The sequence below is a fragment of the Pontibacter sp. YIM B11418 genome, assembly GCF_059278805.1.
This window is the reverse complement of sequence record NZ_JCAEMH010000001.1, coordinates 292468-315854: the sequence shown is the minus strand read 5'-3', so window position 1 is coordinate 315854 and position 23387 is coordinate 292468. Positions and strand designations below refer to the sequence as shown.

General features: G+C 50.9%; 19 protein-coding genes. 14 read left to right on the top strand and 5 right to left on the bottom strand.

Annotation, left to right across the window (positions count from 1 at the left end; all coding sequences use genetic code 11):
- Positions 1-205: 205 nt before the first annotated feature.
- The 3 genes from AC4QZR_RS01330 to dnaA all read left to right on the top strand — a co-directional run bounded on the left by AC4QZR_RS01330 (position 206) and on the right by dnaA (position 3442).
- Complete coding sequence (locus AC4QZR_RS01330) at positions 206-961, top strand: 5'-nucleotidase C-terminal domain-containing protein (protein WP_494479314.1); 756 nt, start codon at positions 206-208, stop codon at positions 959-961.
- A gap of 15 nt (positions 962-976) precedes the next feature.
- Positions 977-1912, top strand: a complete 936-nt coding sequence (locus tag AC4QZR_RS01325; protein WP_494479313.1) for a bifunctional metallophosphatase/5'-nucleotidase — start codon at positions 977-979, stop codon at positions 1910-1912.
- A gap of 105 nt (positions 1913-2017) precedes the next feature.
- Positions 2018-3442 carry a chromosomal replication initiator protein DnaA gene (gene dnaA, locus AC4QZR_RS01320; RefSeq protein ID WP_494479312.1) on the top strand — a complete coding sequence of 475 codons (1425 nt, stop codon included), beginning with the start codon at positions 2018-2020 and terminating at the stop codon, positions 3440-3442.
- Positions 3443-3603: 161 nt separating this feature from the next.
- Here dnaA and AC4QZR_RS01315 read toward each other — a convergent pair whose 3' ends face one another.
- The 3 genes from AC4QZR_RS01315 to AC4QZR_RS01305 form a co-directional block, all read right to left on the bottom strand.
- Positions 3604-3783, bottom strand: coding sequence for a hypothetical protein (locus AC4QZR_RS01315; RefSeq protein WP_494479311.1), 180 nt, complete (start codon positions 3781-3783; stop codon positions 3604-3606).
- 12 nt (positions 3784-3795) lie between these two features.
- A complete protein-coding gene (locus AC4QZR_RS01310; protein WP_494479310.1) occupies positions 3796-4296 on the bottom strand; it encodes a hypothetical protein in 501 nt (166 codons plus the stop codon).
- Between the two features lie 61 nt (positions 4297-4357).
- Positions 4358-4792 carry an OsmC family peroxiredoxin gene (locus tag AC4QZR_RS01305; protein ID WP_494479309.1) on the bottom strand — a complete coding sequence of 145 codons (435 nt, stop codon included), beginning with the start codon at positions 4790-4792 and terminating at the stop codon, positions 4358-4360.
- A gap of 165 nt (positions 4793-4957) precedes the next feature.
- Between AC4QZR_RS01305 and AC4QZR_RS01300 the strand changes: the two genes are divergently transcribed.
- The 4 genes from AC4QZR_RS01300 (at position 4958) to AC4QZR_RS01285 (ending at position 10288) form a co-directional block, all read left to right on the top strand.
- Positions 4958-6475 (top strand): GH3 auxin-responsive promoter family protein, encoded by a 1518-nt coding sequence (locus AC4QZR_RS01300; RefSeq protein ID WP_494479308.1) that lies wholly within the window; start codon positions 4958-4960, stop codon positions 6473-6475.
- Positions 6475-7635: a 1-deoxy-D-xylulose-5-phosphate reductoisomerase gene (locus AC4QZR_RS01295; protein ID WP_494479307.1), complete on the top strand. Its 1161-nt coding sequence runs from the start codon at positions 6475-6477 to the stop codon at positions 7633-7635. Before AC4QZR_RS01300 ends, AC4QZR_RS01295 begins: the two co-directional genes overlap by 1 nt.
- Before the next feature lie 62 nt (positions 7636-7697).
- Positions 7698-9011: an RIP metalloprotease RseP gene (gene rseP / locus AC4QZR_RS01290; RefSeq protein ID WP_253400697.1), complete on the top strand. Its 1314-nt coding sequence runs from the start codon at positions 7698-7700 to the stop codon at positions 9009-9011.
- Between the two features lie 14 nt (positions 9012-9025).
- Positions 9026-10288 (top strand): LysM peptidoglycan-binding domain-containing protein, encoded by a 1263-nt coding sequence (locus AC4QZR_RS01285; protein WP_494479306.1) that lies wholly within the window; start codon positions 9026-9028, stop codon positions 10286-10288.
- 7 nt (positions 10289-10295) lie between these two features.
- Here the strand turns inward: AC4QZR_RS01285 and AC4QZR_RS01280 are convergent, their stop codons facing one another.
- Together AC4QZR_RS01280 and AC4QZR_RS01275 are read right to left on the bottom strand one after the other, a co-directional pair.
- Positions 10296-11042, bottom strand: coding sequence for a DUF4184 family protein (locus AC4QZR_RS01280; protein ID WP_494479305.1), 747 nt, complete (start codon positions 11040-11042; stop codon positions 10296-10298).
- A 22-nt stretch (positions 11043-11064) separates the two neighbouring features.
- Positions 11065-13050 carry an OmpA family protein gene (locus tag AC4QZR_RS01275; protein ID WP_494479304.1) on the bottom strand — a complete coding sequence of 662 codons (1986 nt, stop codon included), beginning with the start codon at positions 13048-13050 and terminating at the stop codon, positions 11065-11067.
- 226 nt (positions 13051-13276) lie between these two features.
- On the opposite strand from AC4QZR_RS01275, the gene lon reads away from it, so the two are divergent.
- The 7 genes from lon to AC4QZR_RS01240 all read left to right on the top strand — a co-directional run bounded on the left by lon (position 13277) and on the right by AC4QZR_RS01240 (position 23284).
- A complete protein-coding gene (lon, locus tag AC4QZR_RS01270) occupies positions 13277-15766 on the top strand; it encodes an endopeptidase La (RefSeq protein ID WP_494479303.1) in 2490 nt (829 codons plus the stop codon).
- Positions 15767-16165: 399 nt separating this feature from the next.
- On the top strand, positions 16166-17563 hold the full coding sequence (gene hslU / locus AC4QZR_RS01265; protein ID WP_494479302.1) for an ATP-dependent protease ATPase subunit HslU: 1398 nt from the start codon (positions 16166-16168) through the stop codon (positions 17561-17563).
- 260 nt (positions 17564-17823) lie between these two features.
- Positions 17824-18552, top strand: a complete 729-nt coding sequence (locus AC4QZR_RS01260; RefSeq protein WP_494479301.1) for an SDR family NAD(P)-dependent oxidoreductase — start codon at positions 17824-17826, stop codon at positions 18550-18552.
- Between the two features lie 263 nt (positions 18553-18815).
- Complete coding sequence (locus AC4QZR_RS01255) at positions 18816-19235, top strand: IS1/IS1595 family N-terminal zinc-binding domain-containing protein (RefSeq protein WP_494479300.1); 420 nt, start codon at positions 18816-18818, stop codon at positions 19233-19235.
- A gap of 700 nt (positions 19236-19935) precedes the next feature.
- Positions 19936-21276: a hypothetical protein gene (locus AC4QZR_RS01250; RefSeq protein WP_494479299.1), complete on the top strand. Its 1341-nt coding sequence runs from the start codon at positions 19936-19938 to the stop codon at positions 21274-21276.
- 29 nt (positions 21277-21305) lie between these two features.
- Positions 21306-21569, top strand: coding sequence for a DUF4212 domain-containing protein (locus tag AC4QZR_RS01245; RefSeq protein ID WP_220627049.1), 264 nt, complete (start codon positions 21306-21308; stop codon positions 21567-21569).
- A 26-nt stretch (positions 21570-21595) separates the two neighbouring features.
- Entirely contained in the window at positions 21596-23284 is a 1689-nt protein-coding gene (locus tag AC4QZR_RS01240) for a sodium:solute symporter family protein (protein WP_253400689.1), read from the top strand.
- The last annotated feature ends 103 nt before the right edge of the window (positions 23285-23387 follow it).

Genomic DNA, 23387 nt, shown 5'->3' with positions numbered 1-23387 from the left:
TTTCCTAAAAGATAAATAAATGGGTATAGAGAATCTGGTTGATACAGGTATAAAAAATAGACCTCAATAATATAGCCAAAAACTTATATAACTGGGTGACAATGTGTAAGTTTTTAGTAATCGCTAAAGAAAAATTAAACCGCCTTTTCTTTTTGCCCGGGCCCGACAATGTTGATAACTTTGGGGATAATTACAGCAGCACCCCATGAAGCGCCCCCTCCTAAAATACATCTCCGGACTGGCCCTGGCCCTGAGTCTGGTCGCCTGCCAGCGGCCCTTGCATCCCTCCGCCAACCTGAGGGAGACGGACGTAGCCGTTGATCATTCCATCACGGCCGACCCCGCAGTAGAGGCCCTGGTAGCCCCGTACCGCGAAGAAGTGACTGTGAAAATGTCGGAGGTGGTGGGTTCGGCGCCAGTAGCCTTGGGCAAAGGCGACTACGAATCGCCGCTCGGCAACTTTGTCGTTGACCTGCAACTGGATCAGAGCGAACCAGTTTACGGAAAACCTATCGACCTGTCAGTGACCACGCAAGGCGGACTGCGTGTGCCCTTGCCACAAGGCAATATTACCACGGGCCATATTTTTGAGTTGATGCCGTTCGAGAACGAAATGGTGGTTCTGACCCTGAGCGGCGAGTCCGTAAAGCAGCTGTTCGACGATGCCGCAGCCCGCAAGATTACCTACATCGGCAACGCAACCTATACCGTGGCTAACGGCAAAGCACAGGATATCAAAATCAAAGGCCAGCCCCTGGATCTCAACAAAACTTATACCTTGGTTACTTCCGACTATCTGGCCGGAGGCGGTGATAAACTCGATATGCTGAAGAACCCGATCCAATACGAGAAGCTGGGCCTTTTGCTGCGTGATGCCATTCACCAGCACATACAGCAGCTCACTGCCGCCGGCAAGCAAGTGACCGTACCGGCCGATAAACGCGTGACCATCCTTCCATAAGCTATACCTGAACCCATGAAGAGAAGAGACTTTTTGAAGCACACGGCCCTCGGCGCGGCAGGTATAAGCATGCTGGGTTTGCCCTTTTCGGCAGAGGCCGCCCGCGAAGGTATAAAACTGACCATTCTGCATACCAACGACCAGCACTCGCGCATCGACCCATTTCCGGATGACGGGCGAAAGTATGGTGGTATGGGCGGTATGGCTCGTCGCGCGACGCTCATCGAGCGCATCCGGCAACAGGAGCCGAACGTGCTTTTACTCGACTCCGGCGACATTTGGCAGGGTACGCCCTACTTCAATTTCTTTGAGGGCGAACTCGAGTACAAACTTATGACCCAGATGGGCTACGATGCCGCTACGCTCGGCAATCACGACTTCGATATCGGGCTGGAAGGACTGCAGAAGCAATTGCCACTGGCTGGTTTCCCGTTCCTCACGGCCAACTACGACTTCTCCGAAACTATTCTGAAAGACCGTTTTCAGCCTTACAAAGTGTTCGATAAGCAAGGTATACGGGTAGGTGTATTCGGCTTAGGTATAGAGCTCGACGGGTTGGTGAGCAAGAATATGTATGCCGAAACCGTATACCTGGACCCTGTGGAGAAAGCCCGGGAGATGGTGCAGGCGCTGCGCGAAAAAGAAAAGTGTCACTTCGTTATCTGCCTCTCGCACCTCGGGTATAGCTACGACACCGACAAAATAGACGACCGCAAACTGGCCGCGCAGGTCAGCGGCATCGATTTGATTTTGGGTGGGCATACCCATACCTTCATGGAAAAACCGGAAGTACTGCAACACGAAAGCGGGCATGAGACGATGATTAACCAGGTAGGGTGGTCCGGCTTGTTTTTGGGCAGAATAGATGTTACATTCAGCAGAAAATCAAAGCGTAGGACCGACACAAGGACCGCTGTATTGGCTGTGGATAACCCTGTATTAACTTCGTGAATAAATAATTTTTTGTTTAGAATAAATTGGTCAAATTTGTAACCCCCCTGCCATCAAGGTTAGGTTTGTTACACCCAACGGATCTTTTGTGTTTTGGAAAATTGGATGATAAAAGACTGTTCAACAGTATGGAGTAACTGTCTACAGGTAATTAAGGAAAGTATTGGCGAGCAGAGCTTTAAAACTTGGTTCGAACCGATCAAGCCTTTGTCCCTGCGCGACAATGTGCTCACCATACAGGTGCCTAGCCAATTCTTTTATGAGTGGCTGGAAGAGCACTATGTAGGTTTGCTGAAGAAGGTAATTTACCAGGAGATGGGCAGTGAGGGGCGCCTGGAGTACTCGATTATCGTGGACCGTGGCAACGAGTCCAACAAGCCGCAGACGGTCAACATCCCGACCAAGAAAATCCCGCAGGCCGTAGTGAACTCCTACCGGCCGGAGCAAAATTTCATCAAGAGCCCGTTCGAGTCAAAGACGATCGACCGCAACTTCCTGAACTCGCAGCTGAACGGCGCCTATACCTTTGAGAACTACATCGAGGGAGATTGTAACCGCCTGGCGCGCTCGGCAGGTTATGCTGTGGCCAATAAGCCGGGCACTACTTCATTTAACCCGCTGATGGTATACGGCGGTGTGGGACTTGGCAAAACACACCTGGTGCAGGCCATTGGTAACCACATCAAAAGCAGCAACCCGGATAAGTTCGTGCTTTACGTGTCTTCCGAGAAATTCGTGAACCAGTTCATCGAATCGCTCAAGACCAACAACGTACAGGACTTCGCTAACTTCTATTTGCTGGTAGATATCCTGATCATCGACGACGTGCAGTTTTTGAGTGGCAAGGAGAAGACGCAGGAAATGTTCTTCCACATCTTTAACCACCTGCACCAGTCCGGTAAACAGATCGTGATGACCTCCGACTGTCCGCCACGCGACCTCAAAGGACTCGAAGAACGTCTGTTATCCCGCTTTAAGTGGGGCCTTACTGCCGACCTGCAGAGCCCGGATTTTGAGACGCGTATGGCCATCATCCAGAAGAAGATGCAGGGCGACGGAATTGATATACCTGACAATGTGGTGGAGTACCTCGCTTATAGCGTGGATACCAACGTGCGTGAACTGGAAGGCGTGCTGATCTCGCTTATCGCCCAATCCTCGCTGAACAGAAAAGAAATTGACCTGGAGCTTGCCAAGCAGGCCCTGAAGCATATTATTGAGGATGTGGAGACGGAGGTAAATCTCGACTTCATCCAGAAAACGGTGGCTGAGTACTTCCAGGTGAGCCTGGACTCGCTCAAAGCCAAAACCCGCAAGAAAGAGATCGTGACGGCGCGCCAGGTGGCCATGTACTTTGCCAAGGAATTCACGAGTCACTCGCTCAAGTCTATTGGTTACCATTTCGGCGGCCGCGACCACAGTACGGTAATTCACTCGGTGCAGACCGTTTCAGACCTGATCGACACTGACAAGAAGTTTAAAGTGAGCATTCAGGAACTACAGAAGAAATTTAAGTCCAAGGCAGGTTAAGCTATACCTGACTGAAACGCTATACTGATAATAAAGCGGCCGCTACTATACCTGAGTAGCGGCCGCTTTTGTTTGTGCTATACCTGTAAGTATGTTAAAAGAGAGAGGGCTATACCTGCGCAGGTATAGCCCTCTCTCTTTGTGCTTATTGCAACACTGCCTTATCGTTTCTTAGCCTTTTGCAAAATGCGTATACCTGACATTATCACAGGTATAATTCCAATTAGCAGCACAAAATAAGCTTGCGGGCTGGCGTTCATACTGAACTTCAGGTATAGAGTAGCGCCTGACAAAATAGCTACACTTAAGCAAAAGCGGAGAAACTCTGATGTCATTTTCATGCCGCGTATACCTTAGGCCAGGTTCGCTTCCGTTACCTCAAAATTGTGCTGGCGGCTCAACTCGCGTATTCTGCTTTTCACTCTCTCAATGTCACGCTTCTTGCGGATCTGCTTCAGGTCGAGGTATACCTTGTTGCCGTCGCGCTGGGTGATGCGCAGGGCCATAGGCGATACGTGCACCGATTCGATGTCAGGTATAGCCGTGATCATCTTGGTCCGGAATACGCCATTTTTCTGCACAATGTACTCCTGCGTCACTTCAATGTAAGACTGCACGCCAAATACAGAAGTGTTCTGCAGGATCACGTAGCCCAGAAAAACGACAGACAAACCGAAAAATATGTAGTAGAGGTAATTCTGGTCGCCAGTCGGGTTTTCGCTTACAAGCAGCATGGTGGCCCAGGCCAGCCAGAAAAGGGTGAGCACCAGTTGCACCGTAAACGAAAGCTTAGCATTGCGCGAAGGGCTTAACTGTACTAAAAGCGACGATCTTGCATTACCGGCTGTAGGCATATAAGGATGTTAAAGTGAAACGAACGCGCACAGTTTACGCGCAAGCTGCAATATAGCAAATTTATTTTTTGAGAGAAGCGGTTAATGTGATCTCCGGCACGGCACCCAGCGCCTTTGAAATAGGGCACTTGGCCTTTGACTCTTCGGCCAGTTTCTGAAATTCATCGTCGCTTATACCTACCACACTGGCTTCCGTGTTCAGTTCGATCTTCATCACGTGCGGCCCACCGTCTTTCTCACCTAGGTGCACGGTGGCAGTTGTCCGAACCGACTCCGGCTCGTAATTGGCCTTCTCGAGCAGCGCACTCAGGAACATGGAGTAGCAGCCGGCATGCGCCGCACCGATCAGTTCTTCGGGGTTGGTGGCCGAGGCGTCGTTTTCGAAGCGGGAGGCGAAGGTATAGCCTGCCTTAAAGTTACCGGTGCCGGACTCAACTTCGCCGTTACCGTTTTTCAGGCCTTTGTTCCATTGGGCCTTTGCTGTACTTTTTTTCATAAGTCTTACTGTTAGTGGGTTTTGAGATAAATACAATACCTATAAACTACGGAGGTGCGTTTTTTGTTAGCCCTAAAAAACAGGATAGAGCTAAAACATGGTAAACGACTATGACAAAACCCGTTTATCTGGCTATATTTACCCCTCTAAAAAAAGAAAAACCATATGGGTGTGAAAGCATGGCTCAGTAAGCCGCTAGCTGCTTACGTGCACAAAAAACACCAGTCCTGGATACAAAACCCGGTAGAGGCGCAACAGACTGTTTTTGAGAATATCATCAAAACAGCGCAGCAGACCGCTTTTGGCCGTGACCATCATTTTTCTGAAATAAAGACCCACGCCGACTTTGTAGAAGCCGTACCCGTACGCGACTACGAGGGCCTTACCACATACTTTAACCGGGTAAAAGATGGCGAGCAGAACATTCTGTGGCCCGGCAAACCGCTCTACCTGGCCAAAACATCCGGCACCACGTCCGGCACCAAGTACATCCCGATCACCAAAGACTCCATACCCAACCACATCAACGGAGCGAAAGACGCGCTACTTTCCTACATCCACGAGACAGGCAACTCAAAGTTTCTCGACGGTAAGCTGATCTTTTTGTCAGGCAGTCCGGTGCTGGAGCAGGTGGGAGGCATCCATACCGGCCGTTTGTCGGGCATTGCGAACCACCATGTGCCGGGCTACCTGCGTACCAACCAGCTGCCGAGCTACGGGACCAACTGCATCGAAGACTGGGAAACCAAGCTCGACCAGATCATCGAAGAGACGATTGACGAAAACATGACGCTCATTTCGGGTATACCGCCCTGGGTACAGATGTACTTCGACAAACTGATGCAGCAGACAGGTAAGCAGATCAAGGATATTTTCCCTAATTTTTCCCTGTTTGTGTATGGTGGCGTGAATTTTGAGCCTTACCGCAAAAAACTGTTCGAGTCGATTGGCCGCGAAGTGGACTCCGTTGAAACATTTCCGGCCTCTGAAGGGTTTTTCGCCTATCAGAACGAACAGCACGACAAAGGCCTGTTGCTGTTGCTGAACTCGGGTATTTTCTTTGAGTTTATACCTACAGACGAGTACTTCAACGAGAAACCGACCCGCCTCACCATCGGGGAAGTGGAAACAGGCGTGAACTATGCGCTGGTGGTCAGCAGCAATGCCGGTCTTTGGGCTTATTCCATTGGCGATACGGTGAAGTTTACATCCGTGAAGCCTTACAAGCTGATCGTGAGCGGCCGCATCAAGCATTACATCTCTGCCTTTGGTGAACACGTGATAGGCGAGGAGGTGGAAAAGGCGATGCAGCGCACCATGCAGAAGTACCCGATGGTAGAACTGGTGGAGTTTACGGTGGCCCCCTACGTGAGCCAGGACAAAGGGCAGTCTTTCCATGAGTGGCTGGTGGAGTTTTCCATAGCGCCTGCCAACCAGGAGGCATTTGCAAAAGAACTGAACGCGCAATTGCAGAAATTGAATACCTACTACGACGACCTGGTAACGGGTCACATTCTGGCCGACCTGAAAATCAGGGCGTTGCCGCAGGGCACGTTCCGCCACTACATGAAGTCGCAGGGCAAGCTGGGAGGACAGAACAAAGTGCCGCGACTGAGCAACGACCGCAAACTGGCCGAGGGCCTGATCGAGTCGGCAGACGCACTTAACGCTAACAAAAATTAATGAAACGAATTGCTATACTTGGCTCTACAGGCTCCATCGGCACGCAGGCCCTGGAAGTGATCGGAGCCAATCCCGATAGTTTTGAGTTGGAGGTAATCACCGCCAACAACAACGCCGATCTGCTGATTGCGCAGGCGCTGGCTTTTAAGCCGAATGCGGTTGTGATTGCCAACGAGGCGCTCTACGAACAGGTGCGCGATGCCCTGCAGCACGAGGCCATCAAGGTATACGCCGGTGCCAATGCGCTCAACTCGGTGGTAGAGATGGGCACAGTGGACATGGTGCTGACTGCCATGGTGGGCTATGCTGGTTTGCAGCCCACTATCCGGGCCATCAAAGCCGGTAAAGAGATCGCGCTGGCTAACAAAGAAACCCTGGTGGTGGCCGGCCAGCTGGTCACCGAACTAGCCCGTCAGCAGGGTGTGAATATTTACCCGGTAGACTCTGAGCATAGCGCTATTTTCCAGTGCCTTGCTGGCGAGTTTCACAACCCCATCGAGAAGATCATTCTCACCGCGTCAGGTGGTCCTTTCCGTGGCCGCAAAGCGGACGAACTGCGACAGGTAACCCGGGCGCAGGCACTCAAGCACCCCAACTGGGAAATGGGCGCTAAGATCACCATCGACTCGGCTTCGCTCATGAACAAAGGGCTGGAAGTGATCGAGGCCAAATGGCTTTTTGGTCTGAAGAACGACCAGATCGAGGTGGTGGTGCATCCGCAATCTATCGTCCATTCGCTGGTGCAGTTCGAGGACGGCTCCATCAAGGCGCAACTCGGCTTGCCGGACATGAAGCTGCCGATTCAGTACGCATTGGGCTACCCAAACCGACTCAAGTCCGACTATCCGCGCTTCAACTTTATGGACTACCCGCAGCTTACTTTCGAGCAGCCGGACCTGGAGACTTTCCGCAATTTGCAGCTGGCTTTTGATGCCATGGAGCGTGGCGGCAATATGCCCTGCATCCTCAATGCGGCCAACGAAGTAGCCGTAGCCGCCTTCCTGCGTGAGGAGGTTGGCTTCCTGGAGATGTCCGATATCATCGAATACAGTATGGCGAAAGTTGCGTATATTGCGAATCCTTCTTATGAGGATTATGTTACAACAGACAGAGAGACACGCGATTACGCCACAAGATTGGCTGGCAAGCTAAGCCTCTAAGTGTTGCCATTGGGCGTTAATTTTTTTGTCAAGATCATCGATTCTAAATTTATTTCTTTTAAATGGATATTTTAATAATGGTGGGCCAGCTCATTTTGGGCCTGACAATACTGGTTGGATTGCACGAGCTGGGACACATGTTGACTGCCAAATGGTTTGGCATGCGGGTAGAGAAGTATGCAATTGGATTTCCCCCCAAGATATTTAGTAAGAAGATAGGCGAAACAGAGTACATGCTGGGCCTTATTCCGCTGGGTGGTTTCGTGAAGATTTCAGGCATGGTGGATGAGTCGCTCGACACAGAAGCGCTTCAGAAGGACCCGGAGCCTTATGAGTTCAGGGCCAAACCGGCCTGGCAGCGCCTGATCGTGATGATGGGCGGCATTATCGTGAATGTGATCACAGGCATCGTTATTTTTATCGCCCTCAACTATCACTATGGCGAAACGTACCTGCCAGCCAGTGAAGTGAAGTACGGCGTTCAGCCAAACGAAATGGGCCAGGAGCTAGGTTTCCAGCCAGGAGACCAGATTGTGGCCCTGAATGGCAAGCCGCTTGAGAAATTTGAAGACGTATACTCGATGGATATGCTCCTGGGCCGCGACTCATACTACACGGTAGAACGCAACGGCGAGCAGGTGAACATCCCTATCCCGGTAGACTTTATGGACCGCATGGCCGACAACAAAGAGCGCATGCTGTTTGTGCAGCCGCGGGTACCTTTTGTAGTAGGTGAGGTAGCTCCTAGTAGTCCTGCCTCAAAAGCCGGTCTGCAACCCGGAGATTACATCAGAACAGTTAACGGCGAAAGCATCAAATTCTTCAATGAAATTCAGGCTGTTTTGCAGAAGTATGCCGGCAAGCCTGTTACCATAGGAGTGGAGCGCGATAACGAGTTGGTGACCCTTAACGCTACCGTAAATGAAGACGCAACGCTTGGTTTCTACCAGAAGCCGCTCTTAGAGTATGCCACCCGCGACTACAGCCTGGGCGAATCTATTCCGTTGGGCACTAACCAGGCTTTTGGCGTGATCACGGCCAACCTCAAAGGGTTTGGTAAAATATTCAGAGGTGAGGTATCGGCTTCCAAGTCGCTGAGCGGACCAATCGGCATCGCCCAGATCTTTGGTGACACCTTTAACTGGTACAAGTTCTGGTCGATTACAGGTATGCTGTCGATGGTGCTGGCCTTTATGAACTTCCTGCCGATTCCGGCGCTGGATGGCGGCCATGTTGTATTTTTAACATACGAGATGATCAGTGGTCGCAAGCCGTCAGATAATTTTTTAGAAAACGCTCAAAAAGTGGGCATGGTTTTATTGTTGGGCTTAATGGCTTTTGCTATATTTAACGATGTATTCAAGATAATCTTCTAACCAAAGATTCGTTTATGAGAGCCGTCGTGAAGAGCGCCTTAACTGTAGCCATACTTTTTGTTTTATTTGCATTTAATCAAGCCGGTGCTACACCAGTAGCATCGGCTTTTTCTATACCTCAGCGTTCCGCTGCAGTTGACACCACTTACCTGGTACAGCAGGGGGATACCTACTACAGCCTGTCGCGTCGGTTTAACATCCCGCTCGACTCACTGCAAAAGTGGAATGGTACGCAACTGCAAATGGGCCAGACGCTATACCTAAAGCGCCGCGGTGCCAAGGGTAATGCTATTGCTACCAAGCCAGCAACTACTGCCAACCCACAGCGCAATGTGGTAAATGCTACGCCAGCAGCTGCAAGTCAGCCAGCCAGCACTGCAGCCAAAACACCGGCTACACCGGCCAGGCAGCCCGCCACCGCCAAGGCTGAACCTCAGGCAGCTAAGCCAGCCGCTATACCCCCTGCACAGCCAGCAAGAGCAGCGACTACAACCAATCCAACGGGCCCGGCCCGCACGCAAGCGAGTACCTCGGCTGCGGCCTCTACACTGCCAACGCTGGAGAGTAAAGAAAAGCAACGTATCCTGGTAGTACCGTTTGACCCTTACTTGTACTTCTCTGACGCCGACGACGAGATAGCTCGCCATTCTAAAATACCGCGCCAGAACGTGCGCCACGTGTTCCGTGGTAGACTAAATGCTTTGTTGGCTCCCGAAGGATACGAGACTATCAACCTGCTGGGCGGTGTTTACCGCGACAGCGTGAGCGAATTGAGCACCCTGTACAAATCGCTGAGCTACGGCTACCAGGATAACAAACAGTCGCGCTACAACCACCAGCCTACCATAAAAGCAAAGGAGCGCGAAAACGCACTGGACTGGGTGAAACGCAAAAAGAACGACCTGAATATCAGAGGCGGTCAGCCAGCTACAGTGCCCGTAGCGCAGGACGAGAACAAGCACTTTGGTGTGAAAGTGAAAGACCCGAAATTCTTCTCCCACTTCAACGGCCAGTATGGCATCGACTACTACGTATTCATCAACCAGTTTGAGGTGAAGACCAATTACGAAAACTGCCTGGACCGCGCTACCTGGAACTACGAACGCGATTTCCTGGTGCATTACTCCATCTATAACAGCCAGGGCGAACTTGTGTCAGGCAACAAGGTAAAAGTGCCTTACCAGTCCAACCTGAACGACGTGCAGCGCATTGTGAGCGACAACATGCCGAACATGGCAAAACGTGTGCTGGCAGACTTGCCGCAGGCTCAGAAGTAAACGATCCTTAATTCCATTTCCTGAGCCAGCTTAGCTTTAAAGCTGTGCTCACGGCAATGGTCCCCATCATAGAGCCAGTCAGGAACGAGACGACTATTCCCATCGGCGAGCGCATAAAGGCGCTGGCGTATAGAGCGTAGCCCATAAAGGCTATACCTGCTATACCTATACCTGACCAAAACACTATCTTTTGTTGCAGGCTCACTTTGTCAGGTATAGCTACGGTTGGCTGGCGCCAGGTATAGAGCAGGATGAGCAGCGCACCCACCAATGTACTGCTATGCTGTACGAAGCGGCAAAGCATAATCTCAAAGCCCATCACATTTACCATACCTGTCAGCACGGGCCATTTCTGTACGAAATGCCCTGATTCGTGGGTGAAGGAATCCCAAAAGATATGAGTAGCTGCGCCGAGTATGGCTGACATGGCAAAGACAAACCTCCGCTCTTTTAGATAATGGAGCCAGTCTGGTTCGGGTATAGCCAGCGCCCGACTTTTTAGCCAATTGGGGAGGTGTGCTATAGCTGGCCGGCGCACGATTAGGTGGAAGACGGTTGCTATACCCAGCGCGACAGGCAGGTTAAAATACAACAAACCTTCCAAGCTATGGCCGCTGTGCGTAAAAAGGGGGAGAAGCAGGAAATACTGAAAATCGGGTGCGATGCTGCCTGTGATCAAGCCGGTGGCGGAAAACCAGCGGCTGTTTTTAAGCAAGGGCAGTACGGCAGCAGGATGTGCAGCGGTGAAAGGCATAAGGTATAGGAAACGAGGTGAACTACTTTCCTGTACCTCGCCCTTGCAGAACTGGTTTTATCAAGCGGAATTCCACGCGGCGGTTAATGCGGCGGTCTTCTTCTGTCTTTTCTTCGCGCAGGGGTTTGCTGCTTCCGTAACCATAGGCATCGATACGCCCATCGCCGAGGCGCACCTTGTGCTGTATGTACTGCAGGATGGCATCGGCGCGGTCTTTGGACAGAATCTGGTTAAACTCCGGGTCACCGGCGCTGTCGGTATGGCCCGCAATCTCCAGCCGAAATCCCGGGTTCTCCACCAGGAAGTAAGCCACTTCATCCAGAACGGCGTGCATCTCTTCTGTAATATTCGACTCGTTTGGCTCAAACTCAATGTTTCGGAACACGATCGGAATGTTGTGATCGATCACTCTGGTCATGATCTGCAATGAAGTGTCCTGTTGCAGTGCCAGTTCCCGCTGAATCGTAAAGAAGTCCGGACTCTGGATAATCATCATGTAGCGTGCGTTGTCGATCAGGTGGAAGGCAAAAGAACCGTCCGGACGGATGTACTTCGACGAGATTTCGATGCCATTATCTAGGTCGATGATGGAGATGACACCCGATAGCGGTTTGTTGGAAACAGAATCGCGCAAGACACCTTCCACTTTGGTCACGGCAAGCGGATGCGCTTCCATGGGCAGTGGGAAAGAGTAGAGGTCCAGGTTTTTGAGGTCGCTTTCTTCGGAGCGGGCGTAGTACAGGTTCTGCGACTGCGAATCGATGGTGAAGTAGTACTCGCTGCCCCGCCCGTTCACGAGCGGCCCGATGTTACGCGGCTCCTGCCATTTGCCGCCCACCAGGTAAGTCTTGTAAATGTCGAAATCGCCGAAATTGAACAGCTGTCCGCGGGAGCTGAAGTACAGCACCTTATACTTAGGATGGTAGAAAGGACTCACCTCACTCTGACGTGTATTAATGATCGGGCCCATGTTCTGCGCTTTAGCCCACTGTCCATTCTTCAGTTTGTGTGTGAAGTAAATGTCAGAAAGGCCAAAACCACCCAGGCGGTCGGAGGCAAAATAGAGCGTGTCTTCGTTAGGTGACAGGGTAGGCTGCGAGTCCCAGGATGGGCTGTTTACATTTGGGCCCAGGTTCTCGATTTCGTGCCAGCTGCCGTCGGGCTGCAGACTTGCTTTGTACAGGTCGCAGTTGCCAAAGCCGTCCGGCGATTCGCAACGGGCAAAGTACAGCGTCTTGCCGTCGCGGGTAAGCGTGGCGGAGCCTTCGTTGTAAATGCTGTTGATGGGCTTACCAAAAGACTGTGCCTCGGTCCAGTAGCCGTTGCTGTTCTGGGAGTAGTAGAGGTCCTCGTTCGGCTTGCTTTCTATACCTTGAAAGGTGCGCTTTGAGGTGAAGATAAGCGTACTATTGTCTGCGTTGAGGGTGGGGCCGTAGTCTTCGTAAATCGAGTTAATGGTATTGCCCATGTTCAGGTATACCCCGCGTGGCGGCTGGTAAGTCGAGATAGACTTGCGGTACTCCACCAGCTCGTAGTAGTAGCTCAGCGGCACATAATAGTCCTTGGTGTTCTGCTCCAGCGAGTCGTAGTAGGACTGCACCTGGCGGATGTCGGAGCGGTGGTGCTTAAGCACGAGGCGGTATACCTCCATGGCCTGAGCCATCATATCCTGGCGCTCGTAAAGCTGGCCCAGTCTCCAAAGGAGTTTGGTGTCTTTGTAGAAGTTCTGCACTCCGAAGTTGCGCACGTAGCCCTCGAGCAGTTTGAGGGCTTGTCCGTATTGTTTGCGTCTTTCCAGGCGCTGAATCTCCGAAAGTTTCTTGGAGTCCTTATAGTGGGCGATCCGGTTCAGGTTCGGGAAGTCCAGGTGCATTTCCTGGTTCGGAGCCTTTTTCTTCACCTTCACGTCAGGCCCGTCCTGCAATGGCGTATGCTTCAGCTGACCCATACACAAGAGCGGGGACAGCAACAGCAGCAGGAAGAAAGCAGGGGCGTTAAGTCGTTTCATCGGCACAGAGCATGATACCTGAAACCAAAGATATTATTTTTTAGCCTATGTTCTGAAACGATTTATTAATAATCCCTTATATTTTGGGGAGAAGTGCCAACGCTGCTGCCAGTGCGACAATTTAGACAGACAGCAGCACTTGGCACAGGTCTTGACAATAATACACTCCACAGACATAAAGCGGATTTTCCATTACCTTTATGTCAATTTGGCACTGATACAATCTATGAACTATACACTGGAGAACTTTCTCAACCATCTTTTAATCGGAAACATGTCGGTAGATGATAGCGACGATCTGATTCCGGTAATCACCACTGACCCTGACGAAGAAATGCTGCCGGAAGATATGCCGGGCGAACTGCCTTTACTGGCGGTGCGCAACACAGTATTGTTTCCGGGGGTGGTATTGCCTATTACTGTTAGCCGCAAAAAATCAGTGCGCCTCGTGCGCAAAGCCCACAAAGGCGACAAAATCATTGGCGTGGTGGCGCAGCGCAACACCAACAGCGACGATCCGTCGGCCGAAGATTTGTACGAGATCGGTACGATGGCCAAAATCCTGAAAATGCTGGTACTACCTGATGGTAATACAACTATTATCATTCAGGGGCAGAGCCGTTTTAAAATAGAGGAGGTTACGCAGGAAGACCCATACCTGTCAGCCAAGGTAAGCTACTGCAAAGACACTTTCCCGAACAAAAAGAGCAAAGAAGTAAAGGCGCTGGTACACTCGCTGAAAGACGCGGCCGCCAAGATGCTTAAGCTAAACCCCGAAATTCCGCAGGAGGCGCAAGTTGCCCTTGATAATATTGACAGCCCGAGTTTCCTGACACACTTCCTTTCGAGCAACCTGAACGTGGATGTGGCGCAGAAGCAGATACTGCTGGAAGTGAACGACGGCGTGGAGCGCGGCACGCAACTCCTCGAGATCATGCTGCGCGAAATTCAACTACTGGAGCTTAAGCAGGAAATTCATACCAAGGTACACACCGACATCGACCAACAGCAGCGCGACTACTTTTTGCGCCAGCAGATCAAGGTGTTGCAGGACGAACTGGGACAGGAGGGACCTGATCAGGAGATCGAGCGCTTCCGTGAACGTTCTATGAAAAAGAAATGGCCGGAGGCTGTAGCCAAGCATTTCAACAAAGAGATTGAGCGATTGGCCCGCCTCAACCCGCAGGCAGCTGAGTACCCGGTGGCGGTCAACTACCTGGAGTTTCTGCTCGATCTGCCCTGGAACGAAACTACCAAAGATAACTTCAACCTGAAGCGCACCAAAAAGATACTTGACGCCGATCATTACGGTCTGGAAAAGGTAAAGGAGCGCATCATTGAGTACCTGGCCGTGCTCAAGCTGAAAAAGGACATGAAGGCGCCTATTCTGTGCCTTTACGGCCCTCCTGGTGTGGGTAAAACCTCACTCGGTCGCTCTATTGCTACGGCATTGGGTCGTAAATATGTCAGAATGTCACTGGGCGGCGTGCGCGATGAAGCGGAGATCCGTGGTCACCGCCGTACCTATGTGGGCGCCATGCCAGGAAAGATCATCAGCCAAATCAAAAAAGTGGGCTCTTCCAACCCGGTGATCATCCTCGACGAGATCGATAAACTGGCCTCTGATTTCCGTGGCGATCCGTCTTCGGCTTTGCTGGAGGTGCTGGACCCGGAGCAGAACCATACCTTCATGGACAACTATTTGGACGTGGAGTACGACCTCTCGAAGGTGCTCTTCATTGCCACCGCCAACTCTCTGGACACCATTCAGCCCGCCCTGCGCGACCGTATGGAGATCATCGAACTGACCGGCTATACCTTGGAAGAGAAGACTGAGATTGCCAAGCGCCACCTCGTGCCGAAGCAGGTAAGTGAACATGGTTTGGAGGAAGAAGACGTGAAAATGTCGAAGGCCACGCTACAAAAAGTAATCGATGATTATACCCGCGAGTCGGGCGTGCGTAGCCTGGAGCGTAAAATCGGGCAACTGGTGCGCAACACGGCCAAGCAGAAGGCGATGGAGGAGAAGTTTACTCCTGCCATTAAACCGGAAGACGTAGTGAAGATTCTGGGTCCGGAGACTTTCGACAAGGAAATCTACCAGGACATCGACACGGCTGGTGTAGTAACGGGCCTGGCCTGGACCTCGGTGGGCGGTGATATCCTGTTCATAGAGTCTATCCTGAGCAAAGGCAAAGGCAAATTGACACTATCCGGCCAGTTGGGCGATGTGATGAAGGAGTCAGCGATGACGGCCATCTCATACCTGAAAGCCCACGCCGAGCTTTTAAACATCGATTACCGCCTGTTCGATCAGTACGACCTGCATATCCACTTCCCGGAAGGCGCCGTGCCGAAGGACGGGCCGTCGGCAGGTATAGCCATCTTTACTTCCATTGCCTCGGTGTTTACGCAACGCAAAGTGAAGTCGCGCCTGGCCATGACGGGCGAGATTACGCTGCGTGGCAAGGTGCTGCCGGTGGGCGGTATAAAAGAGAAGATCCTAGCTGCCAAGCGGGCAGGTATAACCGATGTGATCCTCTGCCAAAAAAACCGCAAAGACATCACAGAGATACCGGAGCAGTACATCAAGGGTTTGCATATTCATTACGTAGATAGAGTGGATGATGTGGTGCAGATTGCCTTGCTAAAGCAGAAGGTAAAGCATCCGCTTAATCTGACTGTGTCGGAGGATGTCAAAGGGATGAACATCTAAAGGTGAATCGGGTTACTCTTATTACTTGCCTTGTTCCTGAATCTTTCGCCCAGGCGTAGGTATAGCTTTCAAAGAGATGGGCTATCAGGTGCGCACCATTGCAGGGCCAGCTGGCAGCCCATGCCTTTGACGAGCAGTTGGGGCGAGCTACATGTCACGGATATACCGGCTCGTTTGCTGCTTAAGGCACACCACCTGCAAAAATTTGACGTTGTATACCTGAGTATCAACGGCAAAGGAGTCGGGAGAAAAGAAAACTGGTGAGAAGGTCGCTCTCACCTGCAGCGCGGCACACCTTTTCACCCTTAGCACTGACACGTTCCCGAAACGTAGAAGTAAACAAGGAGGCAGCCTATACCTGGTGTTTGGCTGTCGGTTTTAAATTTTTAATTAGAGAAAATGTTAGATTCAATTGAGCATTTAACACCAGCCCAGATTGTTGAGGAGCTGGATAAATATATCATCGGGCAGAAAGACGCCAAACGAAACGTAGCTATTGCGCTGCGCAACCGCTGGCGCCGCATGAATGCCGACGAAAGCATTCGCCGCGAGATCGTGCCCAACAACATTCTGATGATCGGTGCAACCGGTGTGGGTAAAACAGAAATTGCCCGCCGTCTGGCCAAGATTGCCGATGCGCCTTTCACCAAAGTAGAGGCTTCCAAGTTTACAGAAGTTGGCTACGTAGGCCGCGACGTGGAAAGCATGGTGCGAGACCTGGTGGAGCAATCGGTGAACATGGTGAAGACCAGGAAAAAGGAAGAAGTGAAGCAGAAAGCCGCTGAGGTGGTGGAAGACATCATTTTGGATGCACTTATACCTCCGATTCAGGGTGGTCGCGCGACGCCGAGTTTTTCGAGTACTTCTGAGCCAAACGGCATGCCCGATAACGATTACGAACTGAACGAGCGCACCCGCGAGAAATTCAGAGAGAAAATCAGAAATGGTGAGCTCGAGGACCGCAAAATCGAAATCCGGGTACAGCAGAGCGCTATGCCAGGTATGGGCGTGATGGGGCCAGGTATGGACGAGGCTTCGATGATGAACATCCAGGAGATGATCAGCGGCATGATGCCCAAGAAGACCAAAAAGCGCAAAGTAACCATTGCCGAAGCCCGCAAGATTTTGCTGGAAGAAGAAGCCGCCAAACTGATCGATATGGATGAGGTGAAGGAAGAGGCGATTTTTAAAGCAGAGAACTCCGGCGTTATCTTTATCGATGAGATTGATAAAGTAGCCAGCGCAAGCAGCAAAGGTGGCGGTGGTCCCGACGTGAGCCGCGAAGGTGTGCAGCGCGACTTGTTGCCAATTGTAGAAGGCTCTACGGTGAACACCAAGTACGGTGTCATCAACACCGACCACATTTTGTTCATCGCCGCTGGTGCGTTCCACGTGGCCAAACCGTCGGATCTTATACCTGAGTTGCAGGGTCGTTTCCCGATTCGTGTGGAACTGCAAAGTCTGACCAAGGAAGACTTCTACCAGATCCTGAAGTTCCCGAAAAACGCCCTGACCAAGCAATATGAAGCACTCCTGAGAGCAGAGAACGTAGAGTTGAGTTTTGCCGACGAAGCCCTGGATGAAATCGCATCTATCGCATTCGAAGTAAACTCTGAAGTAGAGAACATTGGTGCCCGTCGTCTGCACACAGTGATGAGCCGCCTGCTCAACGACATCCTCTTCGATGTGCCTGACAAAATCGGCGCCAACGCCCACATCGTCATCAACCGCGAGATGGTGCTCGAAAGGCTGTCTGACATGGTGAAGAACCGTGATCTGAGTCAGTATATTCTTTAAAGTTTAGGAGTTGAACTTGTAGGGACAGGTCGCGACCTGTCGGAATCGTGCACCAGCCCTTGCAGTAAAGGCTAAAGCACTAAATCCGTGACTGATACATAAAAGCGAGTCTGTAATTCGCGCAAAAGAAAAGCTGGTGTTTCTGTGAAGGCAGGAATGCCAGCTTTTTTTGTAAAAACCTCATCCAGTAGGTATAGGTATAACCAAATCTTGAATCCCATTCGTACTTTAAGAGAAGAACCCTAAACTTCCAAACTTTCATGAACTACTACTTCATCACCGGAACGAGCAAAGGTATAGGCAAGGCCATTGCGGAAGAATTGCTGCAGGACGAGAACAACTTTGTGATTGGCGTGTGTCGCAACAGCACCATCCAGCATAAAAACTACCGCCACCAACCGCTCGACTTCTCGGATATACCTGCCGTGGAGCACAACCTGCACAAAGTGTTTGTCCCGTACAGAGACGCAGAAAAACTCGTGCTGATTAACAATGCCGGCGTGTTGGGCGATATTGGTTATGTAGGAGAAGGTATGCCGAACGAACGCTTTGAGTTTGTGTTTGACGTGAACGTGATTGTGCCCGCCATGCTGATGAACAGCTTCCTGCAGGTATACCAGTCGCAGCAAGTGCCCAAATTGATTGTGAACATTAGCTCAGGAGCAGGAAAATACCCGATAGATGGCTGGGCCAGCTACTGTGCTTCCAAGGCGGCGATTGATATGATGTCGCAAACGGTACAGCAGGAGCAGACCGTGCGCGGCTCCGGTGTAAAGGTATTCTCCTTGTCGCCGGGTGTGGTGGATACCGCTATGCAGGAGCACATCCGGGAAAGTGATGTGGAGAAGTTCAGTAATGTGCAGCGGTTCAGAGATTATAAAGAACAGGGCGAACTAGCCTCACCCGAAGAAGTGGGCCGTAAAATTGTTTGGTTCCTGAATAATACCGACGATTTTAAGGAAGTTCTGGTATCGGTGCGGGATATGTAGGTATAACCAGCACTTGCAGTACAATTATTGAATTAAATCCATAACAGCAAAGCGCTCTTCTTAACCAGAAGGGTGCTTTGTTTTTTTTCCCAGGTATAGCTATACCTGGGGCAACTCCTCACAGGTATAGAAATCCCTAACCTATCAATTACCCTAACCTCTTGATACTTAAAAATATATACTTTATGTATAATTTGCTAAATTGATATAGTTATGCTAAATTGGTATACCTGATATTAGAAACTGTTATACCTCAGTCTGTTATGAAGCATCCCATCTGTCCGCGCTGCAGTGCTATGGAAGTCGTGAAAAGCGGCATCATCAACGATAGGCAGCGTTATCGCTGTAAAAAATGCAGTTACTATTTTACGGTAAATAAGCTCGGGAAAGGGATCGATAGTTACTATGTGACCAAAGCGCTACAGCTCTACATCGAAGGCATCAGCTACCGCGAAATTGAGCGGATTCTGGGTGTGAGCCACGTTTCCATCATGAACTGGGTGCGCAAGTATAAAATAAAGGCGCCAGAGCAAACAGAGTACCACCCGACTTACAAAATCCTGAACCACACCGAGCTGGTAGAGCACATGAAGAACAGCGCCAACCTGAAAGGGGCCGGCATGATGATCACCGAACTCGGCGACAAGTACATGATGATTAGGTGGAAGCGGTTTAAGGATTAAGTGAATTGCTAAATTGTTGATGGTTAAATTGTTTTTCCTGGTGTGGTAGCTACTATGATCCATGCTAGTGCCCTGCGAGTGTGGAGCTATTAAGTGGCTCTTTCCGAGGGTGTTCGGGAGTTTCAATTGGCAGCTTGTGCATGATTAACATCCCCCTTCCCCCCTTCAAAGGGGACTTTCCTGCCTTGCCGGTTTACAAGAATAAGTTATGTCTTAAGTGTATACACCACTGACAGGTATAGCAAGAGTAACTTGGCCCTTAAACTATAAAACAAACAACATCAACCCGGTGCACCCTTGACGATTTTGTGTTTGAGCGGTCAGCGAGTTTAAAAGCGTCTTGACTTTTTTGCTTACTTTTTGTGTCAAGACAAAAAGTAAGGCCCGCCCGGCCAGGGCAAGCTATAAAACAACTCAGTTGCTATACCTGCAACAGCTCAAGCTACGCCAGTTGCAAATAATGTCTAAGCAACTACCAGTTATCACTTCGCTAAAACTAGTAATACAACAAGATTCTATCTTACATACGATAGGTATAACCAACCCCGAAAATCCACAAAAAACCCCATTCTACCACTCATGTATACCAACTTACCAAATATATACACCCCTTTACCCTTTTTCATAAATCTTCCTTAAAATAGATAAAGAATTCGGGGAAACAGCTGACCTCTCTTCACCTTAACATCTAGTATTCCAAATGAAGAAATTGTTACTATTTGTAGCGGCAGGGCTGGTGCTTTGCTGCGCAGGAAAGAGTGTGTCTGCTCAAGGCTCTACGGAGTACGGGGCAGGTATAAAGTTGCCCCTCAACGAAGACGGCAGCAAGTATATCCGCTTTATCACCTGGCACCAGGTATGGGTCAGGTATAATGAGCATAATTCGGGCACCATTCGTAACGGCGAGCCTGTCGATAATACGCTCGATTTTGGTTTGCGCCGTTCCCGCTTCCTGACTTATTCCCAGATTTCACCCCGCTTTTTGGTACTCCTGCACTTTGGGGTAAACAACCAGAATGCCGTGAGCGGCGGAGCAAACCCGGCACTGGATGGCAAGAAGCCGCAAATCTTCATCCACGATGCCTGGACGGAGTATAAGGTGTTCGACAAGGAGCTGTCAATAGGGGCGGGCCTGCATTACTGGAACGGCGTTTCGCGCATGACCAATGCCAGTACGCTTAACCTCATGACCATCGACGCACCCATCTTCAACTGGGCCACCATCGACGCCGCCGACCAGTTCGGCCGTATGCTGGGCGTGTACGCCAAAGGCAAACTCGCAAAGCTCGATTATCGTGTGGCCGTAAATGATCCCTTCCTGACAAACACGGCAGAGGCTATTGGTCAAAATGCCAACTACAATCCACGGAACAACAATAAGGTATACCAGGGCTATTTTAACTGGCAGTTCTGGGACCAGGAATCAAACCTGTTGCCCTTCATGGTGGGCACTTATCTGGGTACGCGGCGTGTGTTTAACATAGGCGCAGGTTTTATGCACAATAAAGACGGCATGTGGCGCGAAGAAAATACCGTGGCAGGTATGCAGACCGTGAAAGAAAACATCAGCCTATTTGGTGTGGATGCTTTTCTGGACCTGCCGCTCAACACCGAAGCCAACACAGCCCTCACAGCCTATGGCGCTTATTATAACTATGACTTCGGGAGAGACAACGTGCGCAACATCGGCATCATGAACCCGGCGCAAGGCGGAGGCGGACTCCGAGGCAATGCCTTCCCGACCATTGGCACCGGCGATATTTTGTACGGGCAGGTGGGTTATTTGCTGCCAAAAGACCTGATCACCGAGAAGGCCAGACTTCAGCCATACGCCGCCTATAGCTATGGCAATCTGGATGGCGTGCAAAACAGCGGCGGCGAAAAAGTGCCTGTGAAAATGCTCGACCTTGGTGCTAACCTCTTACTCGAAGGCCACCACTCCAAACTCACGCTCAACTACCGCAACCGCCCGGATTTCACGAATCCCGATAACCTGAAGTACCGTCCGGAGATCACACTGCAGGCCATGATTTACTTGTAACAGAACCTTAAAAACAAATCGCTATACCCATGGAAAATAACAAGAACAGAATGCAGGAGTACTGGCAACGCAACGTGCGCATCCTCCTGACGCTATTGGGCCTTTGGTTCGCCGTGTCCTATGTCTTCGGCATTTTGCTCGTCGACGAACTCAACCAGTTCCGGCTGGGAGGTTTTAAGCTGGGTTTCTGGTTTGCGCAACAGGGCTCCATTTATGTGTTTGTGCTGATCATCTTCATCTATGTGTGGCTGATGAACAGGCTCGACCGCGAATTTGACGTGCACGAAGATTAATCTCCCACCACAAAAACCTTAAGACAATGGAAATCTTAACCTGGACATACATTATCGTGGGCATCACGTTCGCCCTCTACATCGGCATCGCTATCTGGTCGCGGGCGGGCTCTACCAAAGAGTTTTACGTGGCAGGCGGCGGCGTTTCCCCACTGGCCAACGGAATGGCTACGGCCGCTGACTGGATGTCGGCTGCCTCGTTCATCTCCATGGCGGGACTCATCTCGTTTATGGGCTACGACGGCTCGGTATACCTGATGGGCTGGACCGGCGGCTACGTGTTGCTTGCACTCTTGCTGGCACCCTACCTGCGCAAGTTCGGTAAATTTACGGTTCCTGATTTTGTGGGCGACCGCTACTATTCCAAAACTGCCAGATTGGTGGCGGTAGTCTGTGCTATTTTCATCTCATTTACCTATGTGGCTGGGCAGATGCGCGGCGTGGGTATTGTGTTCTCCCGCTTCCTGGAAGTGCAGATTGAGACTGGTGTGGTTATCGGTATGATCATCGTGCTCTTCTATGCGGTGTTGGGGGGTATGAAAGGCATTACCTATACCCAGGTGGCGCAATACTGCGTGCTGATTTTCGCCTACATGGTACCCGCTATTTTTATCTCGATGATGCTGACCGGCAACCCGATTCCACAGCTGGGGATGGGCGGTACGCTGGCCGACGGCACCTACCTGCTAGATAAACTCGATGGTTTGCTTCCGGAGCTTGGCTTCACAGCCTATACCGACGGCAGCAAGGCTACGATTGACGTGTTCTTCATCACGGCAGCCCTGATGGTGGGTACGGCGGGTCTGCCGCACGTAATCGTGCGTTTCTTCACAGTGCCAAAAGTAAAAGACGCTCGTAAGTCTGCAGGTTATGCGCTGGTGTTTATTGCCATACTCTACACAGCTGCTCCGGCAGTAGGTGCTTTCGGGATGTACAACATGCTGCAAACCACCAGCAATCAGGAGATTACTGCGATGCCACAGTGGGTAAGTAACTGGGAAAAAACAGGTCTGATTGGGGTGGACGACAAGAACGGAGACGGTCGCATTCAGTATGTGAAGGACCCGGCTGTGAACGAACTCAAAATCGACAAAGACATCATGGTGTTGGCCAACCCCGAAATAGCGCAGCTGCCTAACTGGGTGATTGCCCTGGTAGCGGCAGGTGGCTTGGCTGCGGCCCTGTCTACAGCGGCTGGTCTGTTACTGGTGATCTCCACTTCTATCTCGCATGACCTGCTGAAAAAATCCGTGATGCCAGGTATATCCGAAAAACACGAACTGATTGCAGCGAGGTTAGCGGCGGCGGCGGCTGTAGTTGTGGCAGGCTACTTCGGTATCAATCCGCCGGGCTTTGTGGCCGAAGTGGTGGCTTTTGCCTTCGGTCTGGCTGCAGCTTCGTTCTTCCCCATTATCATCATGGGCATCTTCTCGAAACGCATGAACAAGCAGGGTGCCATTTGGGGTATGGTTTCGGGTCTGGTGTTCACGATTGCATACATTTCCTACTTCAAGTTCATCAACCCGGCTGCCAACTTACCTGAGAACTGGTTCATGGAAATTTCACCGGAAGGCATCGGGACTGTAGGTATGCTTATCAACTTTATCGTGTCCTTCGTTGTGTCCCGTTTCACGCCAGCCCCGCCAGCTCATATTCAGGATTTGGTAGAGGATATCCGCATCCCGAGAGGGGCAGGAGAGGCCGTGGCGCATTAATGTTTAATTGATTATTGATGGCTAAATGGTTAAATTGTTGGATGGTTGATTCGGTGGCTTTACCATCGGTCAGCCATTCGGCAGTTTCACTAACTTGCTAAAT

Bases quoted from the DNA above. Each gene is read 5' to 3' on its own strand.
- AC4QZR_RS01330 (WP_494479314.1), top strand. From the start codon at position 206: ATGAAGCGCCCCCTCCTAAAATACATCTCCGGACTGGCCCTGGCCCTG.
- AC4QZR_RS01325 (WP_494479313.1), top strand. From the start codon at position 977: ATGAAGAGAAGAGACTTTTTGAAGCACACGGCCCTCGGCGCGGCAGGT.
- dnaA (WP_494479312.1), top strand. From the start codon at position 2,018: ATGATAAAAGACTGTTCAACAGTATGGAGTAACTGTCTACAGGTAATT.
- AC4QZR_RS01315 (WP_494479311.1), bottom strand. From the start codon at position 3,783: ATGAAAATGACATCAGAGTTTCTCCGCTTTTGCTTAAGTGTAGCTATT.
- AC4QZR_RS01310 (WP_494479310.1), bottom strand. From the start codon at position 4,296: ATGCCTACAGCCGGTAATGCAAGATCGTCGCTTTTAGTACAGTTAAGC.
- AC4QZR_RS01305 (WP_494479309.1), bottom strand. From the start codon at position 4,792: ATGAAAAAAAGTACAGCAAAGGCCCAATGGAACAAAGGCCTGAAAAAC.
- AC4QZR_RS01300 (WP_494479308.1), top strand. From the start codon at position 4,958: ATGGGTGTGAAAGCATGGCTCAGTAAGCCGCTAGCTGCTTACGTGCAC.
- AC4QZR_RS01295 (WP_494479307.1), top strand. From the start codon at position 6,475: ATGAAACGAATTGCTATACTTGGCTCTACAGGCTCCATCGGCACGCAG.
- rseP (WP_253400697.1), top strand. From the start codon at position 7,698: ATGGATATTTTAATAATGGTGGGCCAGCTCATTTTGGGCCTGACAATA.
- AC4QZR_RS01285 (WP_494479306.1), top strand. From the start codon at position 9,026: ATGAGAGCCGTCGTGAAGAGCGCCTTAACTGTAGCCATACTTTTTGTT.
- AC4QZR_RS01280 (WP_494479305.1), bottom strand. From the start codon at position 11,042: ATGCCTTTCACCGCTGCACATCCTGCTGCCGTACTGCCCTTGCTTAAA.
- AC4QZR_RS01275 (WP_494479304.1), bottom strand. From the start codon at position 13,050: ATGAAACGACTTAACGCCCCTGCTTTCTTCCTGCTGCTGTTGCTGTCC.
- lon (WP_494479303.1), top strand. From the start codon at position 13,277: ATGAACTATACACTGGAGAACTTTCTCAACCATCTTTTAATCGGAAAC.
- hslU (WP_494479302.1), top strand. From the start codon at position 16,166: ATGTTAGATTCAATTGAGCATTTAACACCAGCCCAGATTGTTGAGGAG.
- AC4QZR_RS01260 (WP_494479301.1), top strand. From the start codon at position 17,824: ATGAACTACTACTTCATCACCGGAACGAGCAAAGGTATAGGCAAGGCC.
- AC4QZR_RS01255 (WP_494479300.1), top strand. From the start codon at position 18,816: ATGAAGCATCCCATCTGTCCGCGCTGCAGTGCTATGGAAGTCGTGAAA.
- AC4QZR_RS01250 (WP_494479299.1), top strand. From the start codon at position 19,936: ATGAAGAAATTGTTACTATTTGTAGCGGCAGGGCTGGTGCTTTGCTGC.
- AC4QZR_RS01245 (WP_220627049.1), top strand. From the start codon at position 21,306: ATGGAAAATAACAAGAACAGAATGCAGGAGTACTGGCAACGCAACGTG.
- AC4QZR_RS01240 (WP_253400689.1), top strand. From the start codon at position 21,596: ATGGAAATCTTAACCTGGACATACATTATCGTGGGCATCACGTTCGCC.